This window comes from Streptomyces sp. NPDC104096 (assembly GCF_055584385.1).
Genome location: NZ_JBVJMD010000038.1, coordinates 16709 through 39634 on the forward strand (window position 1 = coordinate 16709; position 22926 = coordinate 39634).

16 protein-coding genes, 1 other RNA gene and 1 pseudogene are annotated in these 22926 nt (G+C 68.5%); 12 read left to right on the forward strand and 6 right to left on the reverse strand.

Annotated features, from left to right (window positions below; genetic code table 11):
• Nucleotides 1-6: 6 nt before the first annotated feature.
• Nucleotides 7-834: pseudogene (locus ACZ60B_RS29805) on the forward strand (DMT family transporter); the annotation flags it as partial.
• Nucleotides 835-901: 67 nt separating this feature from the next.
• An RNA gene (gene rnpB, locus ACZ60B_RS29810) (RNase P RNA component class A) lies at nucleotides 902-1303 on the forward strand.
• 207 nt (nucleotides 1304-1510) lie between these two features.
• On the opposite strand, the gene ACZ60B_RS29815 is transcribed toward rnpB, so the two are convergent.
• From ACZ60B_RS29815 to ACZ60B_RS29830, 4 genes are all read right to left on the reverse strand, one after another.
• Nucleotides 1511-2524 (reverse strand): EcsC family protein, encoded by a 1014-nt coding sequence (locus ACZ60B_RS29815; RefSeq protein WP_469392306.1) that lies wholly within the window; start codon nucleotides 2522-2524, stop codon nucleotides 1511-1513.
• Nucleotides 2525-2674: 150 nt separating this feature from the next.
• A complete protein-coding gene (locus ACZ60B_RS29820; protein ID WP_469392309.1) occupies nucleotides 2675-3271 on the reverse strand; it encodes a hypothetical protein in 597 nt (198 codons plus the stop codon).
• Between the two features lie 73 nt (nucleotides 3272-3344).
• Nucleotides 3345-3926 carry a ribonuclease H family protein gene (locus ACZ60B_RS29825; RefSeq protein ID WP_469392311.1) on the reverse strand — a complete coding sequence of 194 codons (582 nt, stop codon included), beginning with the start codon at nucleotides 3924-3926 and terminating at the stop codon, nucleotides 3345-3347.
• Between the two features lie 204 nt (nucleotides 3927-4130).
• Entirely contained in the window at nucleotides 4131-4751 is a 621-nt protein-coding gene (locus ACZ60B_RS29830) for a hypothetical protein (RefSeq protein WP_469392313.1), read from the reverse strand.
• Between the two features lie 230 nt (nucleotides 4752-4981).
• On the opposite strand from ACZ60B_RS29830, the gene ACZ60B_RS29835 reads away from it, so the two are divergent.
• The 5 genes from ACZ60B_RS29835 to ACZ60B_RS29855 all read left to right on the forward strand — a co-directional run bounded on the left by ACZ60B_RS29835 (nucleotide 4982) and on the right by ACZ60B_RS29855 (nucleotide 14222).
• On the forward strand, nucleotides 4982-7135 hold the full coding sequence (locus ACZ60B_RS29835) for a hypothetical protein (protein WP_469392315.1): 2154 nt from the start codon (nucleotides 4982-4984) through the stop codon (nucleotides 7133-7135).
• 17 nt (nucleotides 7136-7152) lie between these two features.
• Nucleotides 7153-8772, forward strand: coding sequence for a class I SAM-dependent DNA methyltransferase (locus ACZ60B_RS29840; protein ID WP_469392317.1), 1620 nt, complete (start codon nucleotides 7153-7155; stop codon nucleotides 8770-8772).
• A complete protein-coding gene (locus tag ACZ60B_RS29845) occupies nucleotides 8772-9968 on the forward strand; it encodes a restriction endonuclease subunit S (protein WP_469392420.1) in 1197 nt (398 codons plus the stop codon). Before ACZ60B_RS29840 ends, ACZ60B_RS29845 begins: the two co-directional genes overlap by 1 nt.
• Nucleotides 9965-13261 (forward strand): type I restriction endonuclease subunit R, encoded by a 3297-nt coding sequence (locus ACZ60B_RS29850; RefSeq protein WP_469392319.1) that lies wholly within the window; start codon nucleotides 9965-9967, stop codon nucleotides 13259-13261. Before ACZ60B_RS29845 ends, ACZ60B_RS29850 begins: the two co-directional genes overlap by 4 nt.
• A 184-nt stretch (nucleotides 13262-13445) precedes the next feature.
• Nucleotides 13446-14222 (forward strand): hypothetical protein, encoded by a 777-nt coding sequence (locus tag ACZ60B_RS29855; RefSeq protein ID WP_469392321.1) that lies wholly within the window; start codon nucleotides 13446-13448, stop codon nucleotides 14220-14222.
• Between the two features lie 86 nt (nucleotides 14223-14308).
• Here ACZ60B_RS29855 and ACZ60B_RS29860 read toward each other — a convergent pair whose 3' ends face one another.
• Complete coding sequence (locus ACZ60B_RS29860) at nucleotides 14309-14524, reverse strand: DUF397 domain-containing protein (RefSeq protein WP_469392323.1); 216 nt, start codon at nucleotides 14522-14524, stop codon at nucleotides 14309-14311.
• Nucleotides 14521-15417: a helix-turn-helix domain-containing protein gene (locus ACZ60B_RS29865; RefSeq protein WP_469392326.1), complete on the reverse strand. Its 897-nt coding sequence runs from the start codon at nucleotides 15415-15417 to the stop codon at nucleotides 14521-14523. Before ACZ60B_RS29865 ends, ACZ60B_RS29860 begins: the two co-directional genes overlap by 4 nt.
• 147 nt (nucleotides 15418-15564) lie before the next feature.
• On the opposite strand from ACZ60B_RS29865, the gene ACZ60B_RS29870 reads away from it, so the two are divergent.
• From ACZ60B_RS29870 to ACZ60B_RS29890, 5 genes are all read left to right on the forward strand, one after another.
• A complete protein-coding gene (locus tag ACZ60B_RS29870; RefSeq protein WP_469392328.1) occupies nucleotides 15565-16071 on the forward strand; it encodes an ATP-binding protein in 507 nt (168 codons plus the stop codon).
• Between the two features lie 113 nt (nucleotides 16072-16184).
• Entirely contained in the window at nucleotides 16185-18614 is a 2430-nt protein-coding gene (locus ACZ60B_RS29875; protein ID WP_469392330.1) for an AAA family ATPase, read from the forward strand.
• The gene (locus ACZ60B_RS29880; RefSeq protein WP_469392332.1) at nucleotides 18614-19087 is read left to right on the forward strand and encodes a hypothetical protein; all 474 of its coding nucleotides are present in this window, start codon (nucleotides 18614-18616) and stop codon (nucleotides 19085-19087) included. Before ACZ60B_RS29875 ends, ACZ60B_RS29880 begins: the two co-directional genes overlap by 1 nt.
• A 63-nt stretch (nucleotides 19088-19150) precedes the next feature.
• Entirely contained in the window at nucleotides 19151-21160 is a 2010-nt protein-coding gene (locus ACZ60B_RS29885; protein ID WP_469392334.1) for a hypothetical protein, read from the forward strand.
• A gap of 64 nt (nucleotides 21161-21224) precedes the next feature.
• Nucleotides 21225-22895 carry an Hsp70 family protein gene (locus ACZ60B_RS29890; protein ID WP_469392336.1) on the forward strand — a complete coding sequence of 557 codons (1671 nt, stop codon included), beginning with the start codon at nucleotides 21225-21227 and terminating at the stop codon, nucleotides 22893-22895.
• The last annotated feature ends 31 nt before the right edge of the window (nucleotides 22896-22926 follow it).

Sequence of the window (22926 nt, forward strand, 5' to 3'; positions counted from 1 at the left end):
CGCCGTATGACTGCACGCGGCTGGTTTCTGTTCTCCCTGATGGGAGTGGTCTGGGGTATCCCCTATCTGTTGATCAAGGTGGCGGTGGAGGACCTGTCCCCCGCCACGGTGGTGTTCGCCCGCTGTGCGCTCGGCGCGCTGCTCCTGCTGCCCTTCGCGATCCGGCAGGGCGGTCTGATCCGCACCGTCCGGGCGCACTGGGCACCCATGCTGGCCTTCGCGTGCATCGAGATCATGGGTCCCTGGTTCACGCTGACGGACGCCGAACGGCATCTGTCGAGCTCCACCGCAGGACTGCTGATCGCGGGCGTCCCGATCGTCGGCGTCCTCGCGGCCCGCTTCTTCGGCGACGCGGAGGTCCTGGGCGTACGCCGGATCGCGGGTCTCGTCCTCGGTCTGGCCGGCGTCGGCGTCCTCACCGTCCCGCACCTGACGGGCGGCGACGCCCGTTCCCTCGCCGAGGTGCTGCTCACCGTGATCGGCTACGCCACCGCCCCCCTGATAGCCGCCCGTCGCCTGAAGGACATCCCCACCCTCCAGCTCATCACCCCCTGCCTGACCCTGACCGCCCTGGTCTACGCCCCCGCCGCCGTGGCCGGCCGGCCCGCCGCGATGCCCTCGGCCGAGGTCCTGGCCGCTCTGGCGGGCCTGGGCGTGATCTGCACGGCCGTGGCCTTCGTCGCCTTCCTGGAACTCATCAAGGAGGTCGGCCCGACCCGGTCGACGGTCATCACCTACGTGAACCCGGCGGTCGCGGTGGCGGCGGGCGCGGCCTTCCTGGACGAGCGCCTCACGGCCGGGGTCCTGGCCGCCTTCCTGCTGATCCTGGCGGGCTCGGTGCTGGCGACGGCGGCGGGACCGAAGAGGGACCGGCGCCCGGTAGCATGGTCCACACGGCAGACGAGCCGGGCGGACGGCCGCGTGGAGTCCCCTTAGGGGCTTCCCGAGGAACGTCCGGGCTCCACAGGGCAGGGTGATGGCTAACGGCCACCCGGGGTGACCCGCGGGACAGTGCCACAGAGAACAGACCGCCGGGGACCTCGGTCCCCGGTAAGGGTGAAACGGTGGTGTAAGAGACCACCAGTGCCCAGGGCGACCTGGGCAGCTAGGTAAACCCCACCCGGAGCAAGGTCAAAAGGAAGCACCCCGGTGCTTCTGCGCGGACGTTCGAGGGCTGCCCGCCCGAGTCCGCGGGTAGACCGCACGAGGCCGGCGGCAACGCCGGCCCTAGATGGATGGCCGTCTCCCCGGCCGCCGCGAGGCGACCGGGTGACAGAACCCGGCGTACAGCCCGACTCGTCTGCCTTCATGGCCCTGACCTGGGTATCTACCCGGGGCAGGGCCATTTTTGCAACTCGACTCCGCCCAATTCTTGCGACAGTCCGGAGCTTCCGTCCGAGCCGGGACGATTCACTCGGCAGCTCGATATCGAACGTCGCAGAGCTCTGCAAGGAGCTTGGAATTCCCGATGGGGAACCGCAGAGGCTGCATCGTGGACACCGGCTACCGCTTACGTGGCCTCGGTCTGGAGGTCGTCGTCCCAGCCGGTCGCCAGTGCAGTCGGCAGCGGCAGCCCGTACTTGTCGCACAAGAAGCGGGTCTGGCAGTACCGCTGGGCGTCGGTGGCCACCCTGCCGAGGACCGCACCGTTCACGCTGGCACCGATGAAGACACCCACGAACGGCACGGCCTTGGCGACGTTTGTGACCGGCACCCTGGAGCCGGCCGGGCCCAGCTGTTGCATCAGCTTCTCCAGGGCGGCCAGGAGACGGTGGTCGTTGCGGAGCTTCTGCGACCAGTTCACGCGTCCCTTGACCGCGTCCGCCGCCCGTACGGTGTGACACATCGGCTTGACCTTGGTCGCCTGTTCCATGAAGGACCGCTGTACCAGGCGTTGAATGAAGTCCTGCTCCTTGGGGTCCTTGGCGTCGTAACCGTGGGAGTACGTGATGCGTGCCGCTATCGACATGCTCATGACCTGGACGGCGAGGATGTCCGCTGTCATCGCGGTGAGGGTGCCGACGATGGGGATCGTAGCCAGCATGCCCATGGCGCCGCCTTCGATGACGCCGACAGCCCGCCACGTGAGGGTGTTGCGGGTCAGCAGCCGGTCGCAGACCTTGAGGTCCTGCTGTCGCAGTTCGGTGAAACTGTCGATGTCGAAGCCTCGCTTGCGGGCGAGCTTCTCCACGTTCTTCGGGTCGTTGAATTCCAGGGCCGAGTCGTTGACCAACTCAAGCAGCGCTGCCGCGCGTGCGAGCGCCGGTCGCACGGCCGTTTCGGCGACCGCGGCGCCTGTGCGACGGATCGGTTCCACGACCACCTCCGGCACGGCGTCCTTGACCCGTCTCGCGGCGTTTCCCGCGACCTCACCAGTGCGACCGAGCGCGGTTCTCGCCCGGTTCGGCAGGCCGCGGCGGTTGTTGCGGCGCTGCCAGTGCTCGTTGAGCGTGTCCCATACCTGCCTCTCGTAGGTGCTCATCGGGGGCGCGCCGTCGACGGGTGGACCGGCGTACGTGCTCATCGAGGTTCTCCCTTTTTGACTGTGATCGTCAGGGCCACGGTGCTCTACCGGCCGACACGAGGGTGGGGTAGATCGTTCAGTAAAAAGTTCCGAAAGAAACGGGGATACGCCGGGAAGGAACTGAGCAGTTGCCCCGAGCCGTTTGGCCGTTCAGTCGCCGAGGGTGAACGCGAGGCCGCCCGCGCGCAGTTCGTCCTCGGTCTTGGTGAGTCCGCCGCGGTGGGAGACCTCGACCGTGTAGAACTTCGACCCCGGCGTGATGTCGTCGACCGTGAACGGGAACTCGCAGCCCAGCTCGGTCTTCCGGCCGAAGCCCAGATCGCCCTTGGCGACGAGGGTGCCGGCGGCGTCGGTGATGCTGACCTGGGTGCCGAAGTCGATGTCGGAGTAGCCGTCCGTCCCGGAACACAGAGCGCCGGAGTCGAGACCCAGGCCGATCCCGCTGACGGTGAGCGTCCCGTCGGTGCCGAACGTCTCCTCCGCGCCGTCGGTCAGAGACACTCCCGCCCAGCAGGCTCCCACCACGGCGGCCCCGAGGCCGGTGCCGATCGCGAGGACGGCGCCGCGCGACAGCCGCGACCAGCGGGAAGCGGACGGAGCGGGCGGGGTGGACGCGGTGGGCGGGTGGTCGGGCAGGGCGGGCACCGGCTCGGCGGACGCGGGGGCCAGCTCCTCGGCCGCCGTCCAGGCGGTCTCGGGGACCGTGGCCGGGGGAGGGGTGTGCGACTGCTGTTCGGGGACGGACATCGCGGAACTTCCTCTCGGGGCGAGAAGGCAGGGAGGTGTGACGGGAGAAGGGCGTGGCGAGGCGAGACGGGGCTCAGCCCCGGCTTCGGTCCCGCCGGTACTCGGCCAGCGCTCCGCTCGCCCAGAGCGGGACCAGCCGGGGGATCTCGGTCGCCGGAACCCTGCCGTGCAGGGAGCGCAGGCCGAGCTTGGCCAGGGAGTCGGCGGCCTCGTTGAGCGGGTTGCCGACGTGGGCCTTCTCGTGGACGAAGGTCAGGCCGGGCGTGTACTCCGCGTACATCTGCAGCTTGACGAGGCTGGGGCGGCGGCCCTGCAAGCGCAGCCGGGTCTCGTAGCCGTCCGGCATCCGGTCGCCGCCGTTCTGCCACGCGTGCAGGAGGGCCAGGGCGTCGAGGTTGTCGACGCGCACCTCGACGGGCCGCCCGGGGTGCGCCGCGAAGATCCGCCGCAACCCCCAGTACACGGCCCGGAGTTCGCTGACGACCACGCGGACGCGGGGCGTGGTGAGGTACCGCGGGTAGACGTGGGCGCGCAGTCCGGTCTCGCCGGTGGTGGCGAGGTAGCCGGTGCCCACCTTGTCGGCGGTGACGGAGGCGTCCGTGGCGAGCACGATCGGCGTCCGGCCGACGGCCTTGACCGCGTCGTCGAAGTGCACTTGTCGAGGGCTCCGGAGAGCGGGGCGGGGTGCGTGGGCGAGCGGAGAACGACGGCCCATCGGCGGACCCTCCTGTTCACGTCGGGCGGGTGGCGGAGAGAGGAACGGGGGAGGGGACGGAGCGGCCGGCCCGGTCTCGGCCGGGCCGACCACCCCGGGTCCGCCGCGTCCCCCCACGAGCGCGGCGGCGTGTACGGCAGCTGGTCAGCCGACCTTGGTCCACTCCTGGCAGCCGTTGGTCTCGAAGTACTCGCCCTTCTTGACCGTCACGCGCCCCTGGCCCTGGGGGTTGTCGTTGGCGATGATCGCCTCGAACTCCCCGGAGGCATCCTTGGTGCGGGCCCAGTAACAGTTGTCGATGAGACCGCTCTTGTCGGGGCCGGCGGTCTTGTAGGTGCCGGCCTGCATGTCCTCGCCGACGAGGTACTGGCCGTCGCCCTCCACGGTGGTGGCTGCCCCCGGCTTCTTGGCCGGCTTGGGCGTGACCTTGACCTTCTCGGTGACGGTCACGGCCGGCTCGGGCTCACCGCCGGCGGGAGCGGCCGCGGTTCTGGTGACGGTGACCGCCGGGGCAGGAGCGGCGGAGCCGCCCGTACCGCCGGAGTCCTCGCCGCCGATGCCGACGCCGACCATGAGCGCGACGAACGCGGTCGCGCCGTGGGTGAGCCAGGCCTTGCGCCGCGACGGCTTCGGACCCGTCGGCTGTCCCGGGAAGGGCTGCCCGCCATCGGCCGGCGGGAAGACCGGCGCGGCGCCCCCACCCGGTACACCGCCGGGGCCGGGGAACTGCGGGCTGGCGGGCGGCATCGAGGGCGTGTGGCTCATCGCGGGGACCTCCGGTGGCGTCGTGTCACTTGGCCACCACAAGGTGCCTGCCGCTCCGGGTTACGCACTCATACATCGCTGATAACCCCTATTATCAGCTGGGCTGTGCTCGACCGTCCGCGAGAGCGATAGATTGCTGACGTCCGCCCCGCCGAAGGGGGCGGACCGCGCACCACGAAGGCGGCGACGCCGGCTCCGACGGCCCGAGGGAAGAGGGGGAATCACGTCCGATGACGACGCACACGGCCGCGAAGACGCCCTCCGTCATCCTGCCCGAAACGTCGGCCTGGCGGATCACGTACGCCGAGATCGCCGCCCTCGCCCAGGTCAAGCGCCCGGTTCCCACCACCTGGGCCCGCCGTCACCCTGACTTTCCCTCACCAGTCGCCCACGAGGACGGCCGTCCGCTGTTCGACGCCCGTGCCGTCGTCGACTGGCTCGCCTCGACCGGCCGCGGCAACACCGAGGCCCGTCGGCTCCGTGCCGAACTCGCCCTGCACACCCTGGCCGCCTGGCGCACCCCGTCGCTGCCCGCGCCCGTCCTGATCAGTGCGCTGACTTCGCTGGTCTGCCTGCACCAGCAGCTCGACGCCCCCGTTGCCGACGGCCGCCCCTGGGAAACGGTCCTGGAGCAGGCCGCCGACCTCGACCCCGAGGACCGCTTCCTCGTCTCCGAACTGCGCGCCCTGCCCGACCCGGACCGCACCGGCCCGGCGCTCGCCGCACTCGCCGACGAACTGATCGACGCCGCCTACAACCCCGCCGAGGCCTTCGACTGGATCCTCCAGGCCCGCCACCGGCTCGGCTCCCGCGACCTGACCGCCGACGAGCCCAGCCCGGCCGTGGTCCGCGCCCTCGCCGCCCTGTCCGGCGCCGGCACCCTCCACGACGGCTCGGTGATCGCCGTCCCGTACGCCCGCGCCGGCGACTTCCCGGCCGCCCTGCACGACCGGGCCGCCGAGGACTCCGGCCACACCTACCTGGCCGCCGACCCCGACCCGGCCCGGGTACGCCTGGTCCGTCGGCGGATGCTGGTGCGCGGGGTGTACGAGTTCCGGCTCGATGTGGTCGACGGCGACGACCTGTCTGTCGACGAGTGGGGCGACCCGGACCTGCTCGTCTGCGCCCTTCCGTACGAGGCCGCCGAGACCCGCGACCCCAAGGCCGTCCTGGACCGGGTCGCCGCTCTGACCGACTACCTCGACACCGGCTCCACCGCGGTCGTCCTCGGCCCCGCCGACGTCCTCACCGGCCCGCTCGCCCGGCACGGCGACGCCGACCGTCTGCGCCGCTCCTTCCTCGAACCGGGCCTCCTGAAGGCCGCGATCAGTCTGCCCGACGGCGCGTACGCCTTCCGCCCCGGCTACCGTACGGCGGTCTGGCTCCTCGCCCGCGTCCCCGCGGACGAGCGCACCGGCCTCGTCCTCCTCGCCGATTACTCCGCCCAGCCGCTGACCGAGCCCGTCCTCGACACCCTCGCCGAGGACATAGCCATCTGGCGCACCTCTGGCTGGACCCTCGACGCGCGCCACGAACCCCGCCACGCCACCATCGTCCGCGGCACCGTCCTCGACGACCGCCCCGGCGCCGCGTTCACTCCTCAGCACCGCACGCTCGCGTCCCGCCACACGCGCACGGTCGTCGAACGCCCGGCGGTCATCTCCGACCTGGAACGCCGCCTGAGCGAGCTTCAGGAGCGCTCGCGCACGGGCGAACTCCGGCTGCACGCCCAGGCGGAATTGCGCCCCGAGAGCCAGCCGGTACGCCGTACGTCCGTCGCCTGCCTCCTGCGCTCCCACCGTCTGCGCCGCCGCCCCGGTCACCGCTTCGCCCCCGAACACCTCACCCGCGACGGCCACTACACGGTCCTCACCCCCGAGGAGATCCTCGGCACCGCCCGAATCGGTAGCCGCCGCATGGACCGAGGTATCTTCCTCACGGCTTACGGACACGCCCAGTTCACCGAGCCCGGCGACCTCGTCGTCACCGCCCACCCGCACTTCGGCGTGTACGTCGACACCGAGGGCCTCTCTCTGGTCGCGGCCCCGGCCCGCGTCCTGCGGGTGCACCCGGACGCCGATCCGCCCGTACGGCCCCGGGTGCTGGCCTCGTTACTGCGTGCCGCTGCCGCCGAGCACGCCCGCACCAGCGGTGCCGTGCGCGCGTCCCGGCGTATCGAGGACTTCGTCGTCCCCGACCTGAGCCGCGCCGAGGCCGACCTCTACGAGGCCGTACTCGCCGAGATCGAGGACAGGGCGGAGCTGTTGCGGCAGCAGACCGCAGCCCTCGACGACCTGACCCGCGTGATGGCGGCCGGCATGGCCGACGGCACGCTCACCATCCAGCACCTCCCGCACGCCACCGCTGATATCGACGCCCACTGAAGGAGACGGTCCACCCGATGCCACCACGCCAGAAGAAGCCCGCCGACCAGGCGGAGCTGTTCACAGCCTCCACGGCCAAAGAGATCCAGGACATCCTCTGGAAGGCGGCCGACAAGCTGCGCGGCTCCATCGACGCCGCCCAGTACAAGGAGTTCGTGCTCGGTCTGATCTTCCTGAAGTACGTCTCGGACGCCTTCGAGGAGCGCAGGCAGGAGCTGGCCAAGGAGCTCGCCAAGGACGGCATCTCCGAGGATCAGATCGGCGAATTCCTGGAGGACCGCGACGAATACACCGGGGCTCACGTCTTCTGGGTCCCGGAGACCGCCCGCTGGTCCTGGATCGCTGCCAACGCCAAGGCCCAGGGCGTCGGCAAGCTCCTCGACGAGGCGATGGACGCCATCATGCGGGAGAACGCCTCTCTCACCGGCGTCCTCCCGAAGATCTTCAACCAGGACCGCGTCGACCAGAAGCGGCTCGGCGAACTCGTCGACCTCATCAGTGACGCGCGCTTCGGCGGCAGCGAGGGGCGGCCGGCCCAGGATCTGCTCGGCGAGGTGTATGAGTACTTCCTCGGTAACTTCGCCCGTGCCGAGGGCAAGCGGGGCGGCGAGTTCTACACGCCGAGCTCTGTCGTCCGGCTGATCGTCGAGATCCTGGAGCCGTACGAGGGTCGGGTGTACGACCCGGCGTGCGGCTCGGGCGGCATGTTCGTGCAGGCGAGCAAATTCATCCAGGCGCACCGAGGCCGCGGCCACAAGGCCGACATCGCGGTCTACGGCCAGGAGCTGAACGAGCGCACCTGGCGGCTGGCCAAGATGAACCTGGCCATCCACGGCATCGACGGCAACCTTGCCTCCCGGTGGGGCGACACCTTCGCCGACGACAAGCATGCGGACCTCAAGGCCGACTTCGTGATGGCCAACCCGCCCTTCAACATCAAGGACTGGGCGAGGGATGAGACCGACCCGCGCTGGAGGTACGGCGTCCCGCCGCGCAACAATGCCAACTACGCCTGGCTCCAGCACATGATCTCGAAGCTGGGGGAGCGGGGTACGGCTGGCATCGTGCTGGCGAACGGGTCGATGAGCTCGCAGTCGAGTGGCGAGGGAGAGATCCGCGCGGCGCTGGTGGAGGCCGGCTTGGTGGCGTGCATGGTGGCGCTGCCGTCGCAGTTGTTCCGTACGACGCAGATCCCGGCGTGTTTGTGGTTCCTGTCCCGCGACAAGTCCCCTCAGGGTGCAAGGCGGTTGGACGACCGGCGGGGCGAGATCCTGTTCATCGATGCCCGGGGGCTGGGCGAGATGGTCGACAGGACGGAACGCATCCTTACGACGGATGACTTGGCGAAGATCGCCGACACGTATCACGCGTGGCGGGGCACGCCGTCGGCCCGCGAGGCTGGTCTGACATACGAGGACGAGCCGGGCTTCTGCTACTCGGCCGATCTGGAGACGGTTCGGGAACACGGGTACGTGCTGACGCCGGGGCGGTACGTAGGGGCCGTGGCGACGGAGGAAGAGGACGCGGGGACTCTTGCTGAGCGGATCAGCACGCTGACGGAGGAGTTGTACGAGCTGTTCGAAAAGTCGGCGGAGTTCGAGAAGACGGTGCGAGCGCAGCTGGAGGGACTCCGATGATGACTCTCGCTGATCTCTGTACCCTGGTAGTGGACTGCAAGAACCGAACACCGCCAGTAGCCGCGCTGGGTGAAGAGGTTGCCGGGTTCGCAATTGGGACTCCAAACATCATCGATGGGCGCATTCGGTTGGCGGAAGCCAAACCGGTCAATGCCGCTACCTTCGAGGTGTGGACTGCGCGTGCGGTGCCGCAACCTGGCGATGTAGTTCTGACTCGCGAGGCTCCTGTGGGGAGAGTCGGCCGTGTGGAAGAGGGCATGAGACTCTGCCTTGGGCAACGGACAATGCTGCTTAGACCCGATCCGCAGCGTTCTGACTCGCGGTTCCTTCACTATTTCCTACTGAGCCCCAGGCTCCAGGAACTCCTGCATTCTCAGGCCTCGGGGTCTACGGTGGCGCACTTGCGAGTGGCGCAGGTGCGTGATTTGCGGATTCCGGCGATTCCGGCTGTCGAAGAACAGCGACGGATTGGCCTGGTGTTGGGCGCACTGGATGACAAGATCGCCGTCAACGAGCGCATTGCGACCACGTACGAGCAGTTGCTGCTGTGCCGCTATGCAGAGTTGGGCCTGGCAGATGAGCCGGACCCTGAAATGGCTGTACCTGTTACAGACCTTGTGGCCTTCAACCCGAAGCTTGCGAAGCCATCTTTGGATGAGCCCATCTACGTGGATATGGCGGCACTGCAGACCGGCCGATTCAGTATTCCCGCTTGGACACGTAGGGCACCCAAGTCCGGTCCAAGATTCATGAACGGTGACACGCTTCTTGCTCGCATCACCCCCTGCCTGGAAAATGGCAAAACAGGCTACGTCGACTTCATGGAGGATGGTGAAGTCGGCCTTGGGTCGACCGAGTTCATCGTCGTGCGCTCACTGTCCGGAGTGCCCAGCGAACTCAGCTACTTCCTGGCCCGGGACAGCAGATTCCGCGAGCACGCGATCCGTAACATGGTCGGCACGTCCGGGCGTCAGCGGGTCAGCGCGGCGGATGCTGCAAATTATCAGGTGAACCGGCCTGATGCGGACGCCTTGGCTAGCTTCGGTCGGGAAGCCTCCTCTGCCTTCGCCCACATCAGGTCTCTGCAAGCGGAGATTCGCACCCTGTCCACCCTCCGCGACACCCTCCTTCCCCAGCTCATGTCCGGCCGTCTCCGCATCATGGACGCCGAGAAGATTGTCGAGGATGCCACGTGACCGCACCGCAGGACGGGAACACGCACGTCGACGACAGAGCGGACCGCCGTCCCACCGAGGCCGACTGGGAGGTGCTCGCGCTCGATGAGCTTGCCGAGTTGGACTGGGTGCCAGCCGGCGGTAACGAGTTCGCGCCCGGGTCCGGGCACCGGAAGTCTTGGGACGACCTGATCCTCTACCCGGACCTGCACGAGGCGATCGAGCGGCTGAACCCGGAGCTGCCCCCGGACGCCGTACGGGACGCCGTGGCCGCTGCCGTGACTCCCGGTTCGCAGGACACCTACGAGGAGAACCGGACCGCCCACCGCTTCCTCACCTCCGGCATACGCTCGGTCACCTACACCGACAACTTCGGCGCCGAGCACAACCCCACCATCCGCCTTCTCGACCTGGCCGACCCCGACGCGAACACCTACCGCGTCCTGAACCAGGTCACCGTCATCGACGGCGAGAAGCACCGCCGCTTCGACGTCGTGCTCTACGTCAACGGCCTGCCCCTCGCCGTCATCGAGCTGAAGCGTGCCGGCGACGAGGACGCCACCCTCCAGACGGCCCACGCCCAAGTGGCGCGCTACGTCGAGGAGTTCCCGACCGCGTTCCGCTACAACGCGATCGTGCTGCTGTCTGACGGCATCACGGCGAAGTACGGCACGCCCTTCACCCCGTACGAGCACTTCGCGCCCTGGAACACGGACGAGTTCGGCGCCCGCGTCGACCCGCTGACGGCGGACGGGTTCGCTGAGTCGGGGCAGAACCTGGCCATCCACGGCCTGTTCACGCAGCCCCGCTTCCTTCAACTGGTCCATTCCTTCATCAACTTCGTGCCGTCGAAGCGGATGAAGCGGATCGCGAAGCCGCACCAGTACCACGCGGTCACGCGCGCCGCCGACGCCGTCCGTACCGCCTCGGCGATCGACGGCAAGGCAGGCGTCGTCTGGCACACGCAGGGCTCAGGCAAGTCGGAGGAGATGGTCCTCACCACCACCATGGTGATGAGGGACCCGGCGCTGCTGAACCCCACGGTTGTGGTCGTCACCGACCGCACCGATCTCGACGACCAGCTCTACACCACGTTTTTGGAGAGCGAGATCCTCCCGGAGACGCCGAAGCAGGTCGTCACCCGCGCCGAACTCCGAGAGGAGCTCGTGGCAAAGAGGACGGGAGGGATCCTCTTCACCACGCTCCAGAAGTTCGGCAAGACGAAGGAGGAGCGGGAGTCGGGCACGGACCACCCGAAACTCTCCGACCGCCGGAACATCATCGTCATCGTCGACGAGGCGCACCGCAGCCACTACGACGACCTCAACGGCCTCGCCCGCCACCTGCGCGACGCGCTCCCGCACGCCACGCTGCTCGCCTTCACCGGTACGCCGATGTCGGAGGCCGATCGCAACACCCGCGAGGTGTTCGGCGACAAGGGCGACTACAACGGCTACATCGACGTCTACGACCTCAAGCGCGCCGCCGACGACGGCGCGACCGTGAAGGTCTACCACGAGAGCCGCGTCATCCAGCTCGTCCTGGACCGTGATGTCGACCCGACCACCATCGACGAGGAGGCCGACCGCATCACCGACGGCCTCGACGACACCGAGCGCCGCCGCGTCGAGCAGGCCGTCGCGACCATGAACGCCATGTACGGCGCGCCGGCCCGGATAAGGGACCTCGCCGCCGACCTGGTGGACCACTGGGAGGCCCGTCGCGAGCGGATGAAGCCGTTCGTCGGTGTCTCCGAGGCCGGCGGTGCGCCCGGCAAGGCGATGGTCGTCTGCGCGACCCGCGAGATCTGCGTCCGCGTGTACGACGCCCTGCGCGAGCTGCGGCCCGAGTGGCACAGCGACGAGCACGACAAGGGCGTCATGAAGATCGTCTTCTCCTCGGACTCGCGCAAGGACTCACCCGAGCTGCTCGCCCACGCGCTGCGCGACAGTGTGCGCAAGGCCGTCATCAACCGGGCCAAGAACCCCGACGACGAGCTGGAACTGCTCATCGTCAACAGCATGCTGCTGACCGGCTTCGACGCCCCGCCGGTCCACACCATGTACCTGGACCGGCCGCTCAAAGGCGCCAACCTGATGCAGGCTCTCGCCCGTGTCAACCGGCGTTTCCGCGGGAAGGAGGACGGCCTCCTCGTCGGCTACGCCCCGCTGACGGAGAACCTTCAGAAGGCCATCGCCGAGTACACCGAGGCCGACCAGCGCGACCGCACCCTCGGTCAGGACGTCGAGCGCGCACTGGACGAACTGCGCAACGAATACGACGTACTCACCGGCATCCTGCGCGGCTTCGCCTGGGAGCCCCTGCTCGACAAGCCCGGCCCCAAGGCGTTCGTCGACGCGGCCCTGCGCACAGCCAACTACCTGCTCGACCCCCTCTCGCCCGGCAACAACCCCGACCAGCTCGACGATCCGCGCCAGACCCTGGGCCGTCGTTTTCGCGACCACGCCTACCGTCTGGAGCGCTTCTGGGCGCTGGCCGGCAGCTCGAAGGACGTCGGGGACCGGTTCGCCGACCGGCCCGCCTGGAAGCGGCACATCCAGTTCTTCGTCGAGGTCCGCGCCTACATGGCCAAGCTGGACGCCATGAACCGCGAGGCGCGCGGCCTGCCGGTGGCCCGCGACGTCGAGCTGTACCTGTCCCAGCTGACCTCATCGGTCGTGGAGACCGGCGGTGTGACGGATCTGTTCGCCGAGGCGGGACTCGAGACCGCCGACCTAACGCACCTCAGCGACGCGCTCGTCGCCCAGCTCCAGCAGAGCGACACCCCGCACCTGGCGGCCGAGGCCCTGCGGCGGCTCGTCGAGCAGAAGATGCGCGAGGTCACCCGGCACAACATCGTCCGGCAGGCCACGTTCTCTCAGCGCTTGCAGGACCTGATGGTGCGCTACATGCGCCAGCAGTACACCAGCGCCGAACTCATCGCGAAGCTGGTCGAGATGGCCAAGGAGGTCGCAGCCGACGCCCGCCGGGGCGAGAAGTTCGAGCCGCCGCTGAACTGGCGCGAGCTGGCCTTCTACGACGCCGTCGCCGACCACGGCACGGCCCGCTCGCTCATGGGCGACGAGGTCCTGGCTGGCATCGCCCGTGAGCTGGTCGCCGAGGTCCGCCGCCAGCTCAAGCCGGACTGGATCGCCCGCGAGTCGGTCCGCGCCCGCCTGCGCAGCACGATCAAGCGGCTCCTGGCCCGCAACAAGTACCCGCCGGACCAGCAGAAGGAGGCCATCGACCTGGTCCTCCGCCAGATGGAACACTTCGCCAATGAGTGGTCTGAGAACGGCCTGTCGGACAACTGAGCAGTGATGCAAGGGTCCTGTCGTCAGGGAGTGACGGTAGGGCCCTTGTGGTTACCAAGCTCGGGCGCATTGCTTTTAGGGGAAGTCAGTCCGATGAACCCGGCCAAGTGAATGCGTGTGAGCGGTGGTCATCATCTTGCACAACTGGAATGGTCTAACGAACTGCTCGATCCCAGGGGGATCCGTGAGTGAGCTCATCGACCTTGTTGCCAAGCTGGAGCGGCAAGTGAGTGAGGCGGAAGAGGCACACAAGATCGCCGACCGCCTCTCAGATGTTTGTGAGGAACTGCTGGACGAGATCCGGCGAATTTATTCCACCGTTTCCGAGGTGAGGTTCGAGCTGGATGGATACATCGCAGACTGCGACTATTCAGCTGTGCGATGCTCAACGTACGAGATCCGCGGAGCCACTGACGGCGAGATCTTGCTTCCCATACTTCGTCAGGTTCTCTTGCTCCAAGCGCTTCGAGATGGCACAGCGCTCCCGGATCCGGCAGCAATTGAATCGCTGCCGGAGTTGCCAGCCGAAGAGCTCGTGCACCCCACCCTCACTCTGGAAGAATTGCTGCGTGACTCCCAGAGGGAACTCAAGAAACAGGAGGCTTCTGCACGGCAGATCTGGTGCGACGAAGGTGACGAGGCCGACCTCGAAGATGCACTTCATGAAGCGCGAATGGACGCCGTCCGAGACCGGGCGACCCGCGCAGGGCGGCATCTTATGGAGTTGTGCGAGTACATCACCGAGGAACTCTGTCCCAGGCTCGTGTTCAGTGCCGAGAACGGCGATCTTGAGGAGGCACTCGAGACGCTTGCGGCCGTAGACGCTGCAGGCAAGGAAGCGAAGCCGGCGTACAAGGTCTATGAAGTGGCGCTCTCCGAGCGGTACAAGAACAACCCTTCCTCGCTGGGTGCCGTGGGTGAACATCTCATGTTGTTTGAAAGTTGGCTTGGCATCCAGTAGGGCACGCTTGAGAAGGGTGCAACGCTCACCTTGAGCGCCCTGCCGACCGAGGCCCCGGTCGGCAGGGCTTCATGGCCGTGCGAGCGTCAGACGCGCGTCTCCGACGAGGCCAGCCCGACGAACCCCGCCCACGCCTCACGCGAGACCGTGACGACCGGTCCGGCAGCGGCCTTGGAGTCACGGACGTGCACGACTGCTTTGGCAGGTGCGACCTCCACACACTGACCGCCCTCGGTTCCGCTGTAGCTGCTCTTGAACCAGGCGAGGCCGGACGCGACGGTCGAGGACTCAGCGTTGTTCATAGCGATCCCAGTAACCCTTCGATGAACTTCGTTGACTCTCGCGGACTGAGAGCCTGTGACCGGATAATCCCATAGCGGGCGGCGGCGAGAGCTGCTTGTTCTGGGTCGGTCTCTAGAGAACTGGTGGTGTGCGTCTCGGCGTAGACGAACTTCTTGCCGTCCTTGCGTGTGACGACCGTGAACGGGCCGTTGACGCCTGCGTTCTCCTCGCACTCGGTCGGCATGACCTGGATCTCGACGTTTGGCTTCTGACCGACGAGGAGGACGAGCTCCAGCTGCCCTCGCAGTACGTCCTTGCCGCCGTATCGATGCCGCAGCACCGCCTCATTCATCACGAAGCCCAACAGCGGGGCCGACCGTCGGTCCAAGATGTCCTGCCGGGCCAACCGCGAGGTCACTCGCTGCTCGACGGTTTCCAGGTCCAGGGGCGGACGTCGCATCGCGAGCAGCGCCCTCATGTACTCCTCAGTCTGGAGCAGTCCGTTGACGACATGAGTGTCGTACATAAGGAGCTCAAGGCACTCCTTCTCCAACGCAGCCATCCCCTGGAAGAACACCGGGAACTGCGCCCGTTCCACCTGCTCCTTCCACAGGCACAACAACCCGCCCGCCCCCAGCACCTCGTCCGCCCGATCGATCGCGCGGGGTGACGGGATCCTCCGCCCCTGCTCGAACGACGCGACCGTGGACGCCGAGTAGCCGATCCGTCGGCCGAATTCCTCCCGTTCCAGCCCCGCGCGCAGCCGTAACGTCTTCATGGTCTGACCGAAGGCGAGGACGACACCCTTGGCGCCGTCGTCCTCGGGGCGTCGTCCCGCCCCGTCGTCGGAGTCGTCCTGACGTGCTCCGGGGACCGTCCGCTCTCCCGCTGCCGCAGCCTTGCTTTCTGCCATGCCCTCACCGCCTCCTGGACCCAACTCCCGTGCCGGTGAAGCTGTAACGGCGCACGGTGCGTACACGTGCGGGCGGGGCGCGTACAACCGCGTCTGTCATAGCGTCACCACTGGTCACGCTACGCGACCGGTAGGACCGTTGGATGCATGACGAAGAAACCCACCGGCCCCGCCACTGCCCGGAGCGCCGTCGGTGAACCCCTGCTCCTCGGGCGCGACTTCGAGATGTGCTTCACGTCCACGCCCCGCGGGGCCCGTCTCGCGCGTCGTCTGGCGGCGGTCCGGCTGGACGCCTGGGGGATTCCGTACGGCACCGGACACCATGACGCGATCGTGTTGATCGTCGCGGAGCTCACCGCGAACGCCGTGCGGCACGGACATGTCCCCGGCCGGGACTTCCGGCTCCGCCTGCACGCCGCACCGGACGGCCGAACCGTACGCGTCGAGGTCACCGACACCCGCACCGAACGCCACCCCCGCCGCCCTCGCCACGCCCAGGGATCGGCTGCCCCGGTCGGTGTCGCCGGTGAGGGGGAGGCCGGCCGCGGACTGGTCCTCGTATCGCACCTCGCGACCCGCTGGGACTGGCACCCGCGCCCGGACGGCCCGGGCAAGACGGTCTGGGCCGAGTACACGACGCTCGTCGATGCGTGAAAAATGCTCCAACTTCCTTGATAACCAGGGTTATCGCTTCTGTGAAGCCATAAGTGCCCGCCTCGCTCCTACGGTCCCCCACACGTCAGCGCGGAAGCCACAGGAGGCACCACATGGACGCGACGCACACGCACCGCAGCAACGCTCTGCCGCTGCCCCAGCTCGTCGAGGCGCGGCTGGCCGGGGATCCGAAGCTCACCGACGGGGTGAAGAGCCGCATCCGCGAGGCGCTCGGCGAGTCCGAGGGCGTACGCGAGTCCCACACCCCCGCCGGCCCCGTCTACCTGGGGAAGGTCACGGTGAAGGGCTTCCGTGGCGTCGGTTCGGAGGCGCGGCTCAATCTGCGGCCGAAGCCGGGAGTCACCCTCGTCGTCGGCCGCAACGGTTCCGGCAAGTCGAGCATCGCCGAGGCCATCGAGACCCTGTTCACCGGCACGAACGCGCACTGCTCCGCGCAGCACCCGAACCGCGCGGTCCGCTGGCGCAACCTGCACCACGGCGAACAGACCGCCGTCGAGGCCAAGGTGACCGTCGAGGGTGACCCGTCGCCGAGCACCCTCTCCCGCACCTGGGCCGGCGAGACCTTCACCGACTCCCAGGCCGTGCTCAGACGGCCGGGACACGGCACCGCCCCGCTGGAGCAGGTCGGCTGGGAGGAGGTGACGCGGGCGTACCGGCCGTTCCTGTCGTACGTCGACCTGGGCAACCTGATCAATGGCAAGCCGTCCGAGATGTACGACAACATCGCCGCGATCCTCGGACTCGACCACCTCAACGCTGCCGCGCGACGGCTGACGGCGGCGAAGAAGGAACTCGACGCCGTCGTGAACGCCGAGAAGGAGAAGAAGCCGCTGCTCCACGCGGCCCTGGAGGACGTGGGGCACGACGACCGGGCGCTCAAGGCCCTTCTGGCGATGGAGGAGAAGGGCGGCCCCGACCACGCCGTGCTCGACAACCTGATCGCCGGTGTGCCCACGGCCGACGAGGGCCGGCTGCGGGAGGCCCGGCTGGAGGCCGCCGCCGAGGGCCCCGACCTCGACCGGGTCGGCGCCGCCGTCGACGGACTGCGGTACGCCCTCGCCGACGTCGACGACCTGCAGGGGACCGCGGCCGCCGACGCCCACAGCAGGGCGCAGCTGCTCCAGGCGGCCCTGGGGCACAGCGACCGCCATGCCGACGACACGGCCTGCCCGGTCTGCGGCACGGAACAGGTCCTGGACCGGGAGTGGGCCTTGCGCGCCGAGCAGCAGATCGCCGCGCTCCGGCGTGAGGCCGAAGCGGTGCGCGAGGCGGAGGCCGGCCTGCGGGCCGCGACGCGGACCCTGCACGACCTGATCCTCCTCCCGCGGGAGGTCCCGGCCGTGCTCGACGATCCGTGGCGGGCCTGGGGCGACTGCCGCCGGATCACCGACCCCGCCGAACTCGCCGAGCGCGCGTTCAAGGCCGCGGTGACCCTGTCGGACGCGTGCGAGGTCGTGGCCAGGACGGCGCGTGCGGAACTGGCCGCCAAGGACGAACGCTGGCGTGCGGTCGTCGAACTGCTGGCGGAGTGGACGAAGCTCTCCCGGCAGGCCGAGGCCGCCAAGCCGCGCAGAACGGAGATTGGCGCCGCCCTCACCTGGCTCAAGAAGGTGACGACCGAGATCCGCGACCTGCGCGTCGACGCCTTCTCCGACCGCACGCAGCGGATCTGGGAGAAGCTCCGCCGCCAGAGCAGCGTCGACCTGAAACCCGTCAGCCTGCACGGCAGCGAGCGGGCCAACGTGCGCAAACTGATCATGGACGTCACCGTCGACGACACCGAGGCCCCGGCCCTCAGCGTCATGAGCCAGGGCGAACTGCACTCCCTTGCCCTCTCCTTGTTCCTGCCCCGGGCCGCCACGGCCGACAGCCCCTTCGGCTTCGTCGTCGTCGACGACCCCGTGCAGTCCATGGACCCGGCGAAGGTCGACGGCCTGGCCCAGGTGCTCGACGAACTCGGCCGCGACCGGCAGGTCGTCGTCTTCACCCACGACACCCGGCTGCCGCACGCCTTCCGCAGCCAGGGCCTGCCCGTGACCGTGCTGAAGGTGGAGCGCGGCGAGAGGTCCAAGGTGAACGTCACCCCCGAGACCGACCCGGTCAAGGAGGCCATCGCCGACGCCATGGCCCTCGCCCACACCGATGGCTGCCCCGACACGGCGCTGCGCAACGTCCTGCCGTCCCTGTGCCGCGAGGCCCTGACCAAGGCGATCGTCGAAGCGGCCTGGATCCGTCGGAGCCGCACCGGACAGCCCGCCGAGCGTCTGCAGGCCGCCATCGACGAGACCGACCGGCTCATCCCGCTCGCCTCCTTCGCCCTCTTCGACGACGGTCTCGTCCACCCCGACGACGACGTCAGAAGCCGCCTGCGTGCCCTGTACGGAGGCGAGAGCACGACCCTGATCAGCCAGTGCCAGCGCGGCGCCCACCCCGACGGATTCCTTCCGCACGACCCGGTCGCCTTCGTCAGGAAGGTGGAGGACCTCGCCAACCGGATCCGCAAGTCTGAGGTGAACGCCTGATGTCCGCCGACCGCGCGAGCGTCGGCACCGTCGCCAGACTCCTCGCGACCGCAGACAGCCTCCTCACCGCGGGCCTGGGCGGCCCGCTGACCCCGGCCGGCCAGGCCCGTGGCGCGGCCTACGCCCTGCGGATCGCCCTTGAAGCCGCCGTCGACGCGGTCCTCACCGCCGAGGAAGCCGGACTCCGTCAGGTCACCATGCGCGCGAAACTGCTGTGTCTGCGCCACTACGCCGGCCCTGTCCTGGCCCACCGTGCCAACGCCCTCTGGAGCGGACTCAGTACGGGCTGCAAGTACCACCACGACGAGCTCGGACCGAGCCACGCCCAGGTACGCGCCTGGCAGACGGCTGTGGAGACGCTCGTCGAGCAGCTCGCCGTACCGGGGACGGACCTGAACCTCCCCCAGCAGAGGGGCACACAGCGTCCGCAGGCTGGGCTGACGACGGCGGCTTACGACGGTGAGCACACGTAAGGAGCGCCAGTAACGGGCTGGCGCCCGCCGGAACTGTGGAGACGGCCGATAGGGTTTCGCGCTGTGGAAATCGGATCTTTGGTTGAGCAATGCGACGGCAGTGCCGTACGTCGTGTGGGTACCGTTCGTGCGCTGAACGAGACAGAAGTCGTCATCGAGTGGGAGGGGGGTGAGAGTGAGCATTTGCCTGTGCCCGCACCGGAGTCGGTGAGGGCTCTCGTGCCGGGAACAATCCGATACAAGGCCGCCACCAATCTCAGCGCGCTCCAGGGTGAGTTCGAGAGCGACCCTGTGAAAGTGCTGGCGGAACTGATCCGTGAAACGGGGGAGCGGACCACCGTCACCGCACTTCGGAAACAGGTCGAGAGCCTGGGGATCAACACGCAGGGGTTCGTCGACAAGTGGAGCGACCTGCGTCAGTCGCTCGTGGCCAGCCCTCATATCCAACAGGACGCGAAGAAGGGCCTGCGATGGGTCGGGGAAGGGGGTAATCCCGCCAGGCGCCGTCGCGAACTGTCAGCGTCCGAGGCTCTTCGGGAGTTGGCGGAGAAGTCGCGCAGGATGCGGGAGACAACCCGTAAGTCACTGTCCGACGTAGTGTCCGCCGGACTGCATGAACTCTCACCTTACGAACGGCTGGCGGCGCATGCACTCGACGTGCCTGTGGCCGAGTGGCCGCAGGAGTGGGCGGACCCGCGTCCCGAACGCATGCCCGAAGGCGTGCGGTTGCTTGCCGTTGCGCACATCGGTGACGTAACGCGCGAAATGGGCCGGATCACGTTCCCCGGTACCGAGCCCAGCCGGGCCGCGAGGAAGGCAGCGGAGATCCCGCCGTCCCTCGATCTTGTGTCGTTGCTGGTTCCGTTGGCTGCGATGCCCATTCCAAGCCCTGCGGCGGACAAGGCAGCCAGCCTGATGAGTGGCGAACACGCACGGAACGGGTTGCGTGCCGTTATGGACTGTTTCGAACAAGCGCTGTCCGTAGAGACCGAGTCGGAGGATGCGCCAAATCAGGAAGCTTGGTTGGGCCCCTACTTGGTCAGGGCCAAGGGCCTGTTGCGGAGGACTTTGACCAAGCGGGCCAAGGAAGATGGCGCTCCGTCGCGAGACTTTGCCGAGGAAATGGCTGCCCGGGCCTACGCGTTGCTGGCGGATCCCCGGATCTGGGAGCAGTCGAACGGAATCGTGCTGGAATGGGCCCAGCATGTGGCCGAGCATCCGGCCATCCCCGCCGAACTGCGAGAAGCAGCCGAAGCCGCCCAGGCCGCCGTGTCTACTGCCGACGCAGGTGAGGAAGCCGACACAACCGCGCTTTCTGACGCCGCAACCGAGGCCAGCGATCCTCCCCAGGACGTGACACAAAGCGTCTCGCACGGGGCATCTGAGGCGGAGCAGGAGCCAGAGCGGGACCCGCAGGCCGAGATCGCGGCCCTGACCCGCCTGCTGGACGAGGCACGGAGCAACGCCGATGTGGCTCGGGCCGAGCACGAGCGGGAGCGTCGGGCCGCGTCGGCCGCGCTGGCCGAGGCGGAAGCAGCGGCGAACCGGTTGCGGCTCCGTGTCGAGGACGAGGAGAAGCACCGCGCCGAGGCCGAGGCGCGTGCCCACGCCGCAGAGGTCAAGTGGGAATCGGCCCAGCGGGGCCAGGAAGAGGCGGTTCAGCGGGCCGAGGCGATGACACGGCAGCTCCGGCTGCGGGACGACGAGCTACGGCAGTCCCGGCAGACCGTACGAGGGGCGTCGCAGGCGCAGTTGCGGCAGGCAAGGATCGACACGCTGCGCGTGCTCGCCGCAGTGCTCGCCGAAGTCTCGGACCAGGCGGTCCACGAGGCAGAGGAGGCAGGGCCGGCCAACGCTCTGTATCGGAGGGCACTGGCGCGCGCGGCAGCGGCCGGGGTGTTGGACATCGGCGTACTCGGCGAGGAGACCGATTACGACCCGGTGGTTCACCGGGCCCCCGGTGGACCAGCGGCACGGGTAGTGGTGGAGCGGCCCGGCTTCGTGTGGCAGGGCCCTCGTGAACCCGGGCCCGTCGTGCTGGAACAAGCCATCGTCCGCAGGGCCGAGCAGTAGGCAGGACAGTTGATTTGCGCTGCCGGGACCGAAGCCCGGCAGCTAGGGTGCATGGAGGACATCGGTGCAGCACGACAAGCCCTTGATCGGTATCGACTTCGGTACCGCGACCACCTTGGTGAGCCAGCGGCTCCCCGGTGGTACGCCGGAAAACGTGCCGATCGGTCACGGAACGGCCTGGATGCCGAGCGTGATCTCCGTTTCGCGCTCCGGTGAGCTCCTGTTCGGCGAAGGTGCCGAGACGGCGGCCGGGGCCTCCGCGCTGCGGTCCGTGAAGCAGTGCATAACCCTCGGCCTGGCGCCCGACGCGCTTCCTGGCCAGGAGGGGAGCGGCAAGATCCGTCAGTCGGCGGACACTCTGATAAAGCAGCTGCTGGAGCATGTGCTGCTGCGTGCCAGGGCCGCCGGGGCGGACACGGAGGACGCCCACTTCCGTCTTGCCTGCCCAGCCATCTGGGACGGACCGCAGCGCAGGCGGCTTGCCACTCTGGCCCGGGCCGCGGGTATTCCGGTGGCCGTCGGGGACATCGTCGACGAGCCCGTGGCTGCCGGACTCGCCTGGTCGGAGGGTCTCTACTGGGAACTTGGCGAGGACCGGCCCGACGGAATCACGCTGGTCTTCGACTTTGGCGGGGGCACTCTCGACATCGCCGTGGTGGAGGTCACCGAATCACTCCAGGACAGCGCCCCCGAGCTCACCGTGCTCTCGGCACGCGGTGTGGCCAGGGCCGGTGACGCGCTGGACCTAAGGATCGCCCGGGATCTGGAACAAGACCTGGAGGTCATGGGCATATCGGTGGACCGGATGCTTGATCCCTCCACCCTGAGGGCGCTGCTCGTGGCGGCGGCTCGACGGCTCAAGGTGCTGCTCTCCGACACGCGGTACGCCGAACAGGCGGTTCCCGTCGGCGGTGGGTACACCGACCTGCCGCTGCTCACGTACACGCGCCAACGGCTGGAGGAGGCCTTCCGGCCCCAGATGGAGGAAGCCCTGGAACACGTCAGGGCTGCTCTGTGCGAGGCGCGGCTGCGCAGGCGCACGACACCCGACATCGCGCGTCTGGCCCGTATGCCGCTGTCGGAACTGGCGACCGACGTGCAGCACGTCCTGCTCGCCGGAGGCATGTCCCAGGTGCCTCTGGTACGGCAGGCTTTCGAAGAGAAGTTCCCCCATGCCACGGTGGAGTTCGACAGAGCGTTGGAATCGCCGGAGCAGTCGGTCGTGACAGGCCTGGTGGTGCACAACTACCACCGGCTCAACCTCCCCCGGCCCGGCTTCGACTTGGTGCTGGAGTGGGACGACTCCGACGGCGGCCGACGCAGCGAACTGCTCTATCCCGCCTTCCAGCCTCTCTACACCCCACACCAGGTCATACGCCGCGAGGAACTGGCCCATCACTGGAGAGGGATGCCGGACGTCGGAAGGGTCACCAAGGCCCGGATCCGGGCGATGGCGGTGGACGGGGAACCGATGGACTTCTCGGTGGAGGGCAGCACGCATCCATATCTGCCCGTCGTACTTCATCCGAGGACGGCGTTCTCCCTCGCGCTGCGGCTCAACGGGGAAATGATCGTGCATGATTCCACGGCCCGGCCCATGACGTTCAGGGTGGAGCGGTGGCCTGTGCTCCGGGCGGGAGAGCAGGGTGCGATCCGTCTGACGCGTGTGGGCAAGGTCGTCCAGGAACACCAGTGGCCATCCTTCACCGACTTGTATTCCCATCCGTGGCAGTGAGGCGCCCGCCGGTGGCCCGGGTGTGTACCTG

Bases quoted from the DNA above. Each gene is read 5' to 3' on its own strand.
- ACZ60B_RS29835 (WP_469392315.1), top strand. From the start codon at position 4,982: ATGACGACGCACACGGCCGCGAAGACGCCCTCCGTCATCCTGCCCGAA.
- ACZ60B_RS29845 (WP_469392420.1), top strand. From the start codon at position 8,772: ATGACTCTCGCTGATCTCTGTACCCTGGTAGTGGACTGCAAGAACCGA.
- ACZ60B_RS29820 (WP_469392309.1), bottom strand. From the start codon at position 3,271: ATGTCCGTCCCCGAACAGCAGTCGCACACCCCTCCCCCGGCCACGGTC.
- ACZ60B_RS29840 (WP_469392317.1), top strand. From the start codon at position 7,153: ATGCCACCACGCCAGAAGAAGCCCGCCGACCAGGCGGAGCTGTTCACA.
- ACZ60B_RS29870 (WP_469392328.1), top strand. From the start codon at position 15,565: ATGACGAAGAAACCCACCGGCCCCGCCACTGCCCGGAGCGCCGTCGGT.
- ACZ60B_RS29875 (WP_469392330.1), top strand. From the start codon at position 16,185: ATGGACGCGACGCACACGCACCGCAGCAACGCTCTGCCGCTGCCCCAG.
- ACZ60B_RS29865 (WP_469392326.1), bottom strand. From the start codon at position 15,417: ATGGCAGAAAGCAAGGCTGCGGCAGCGGGAGAGCGGACGGTCCCCGGA.
- ACZ60B_RS29830 (WP_469392313.1), bottom strand. From the start codon at position 4,751: ATGAGCCACACGCCCTCGATGCCGCCCGCCAGCCCGCAGTTCCCCGGC.
- ACZ60B_RS29860 (WP_469392323.1), bottom strand. From the start codon at position 14,524: ATGAACAACGCTGAGTCCTCGACCGTCGCGTCCGGCCTCGCCTGGTTC.
- ACZ60B_RS29815 (WP_469392306.1), bottom strand. From the start codon at position 2,524: ATGAGCACGTACGCCGGTCCACCCGTCGACGGCGCGCCCCCGATGAGC.
- ACZ60B_RS29880 (WP_469392332.1), top strand. From the start codon at position 18,614: ATGTCCGCCGACCGCGCGAGCGTCGGCACCGTCGCCAGACTCCTCGCG.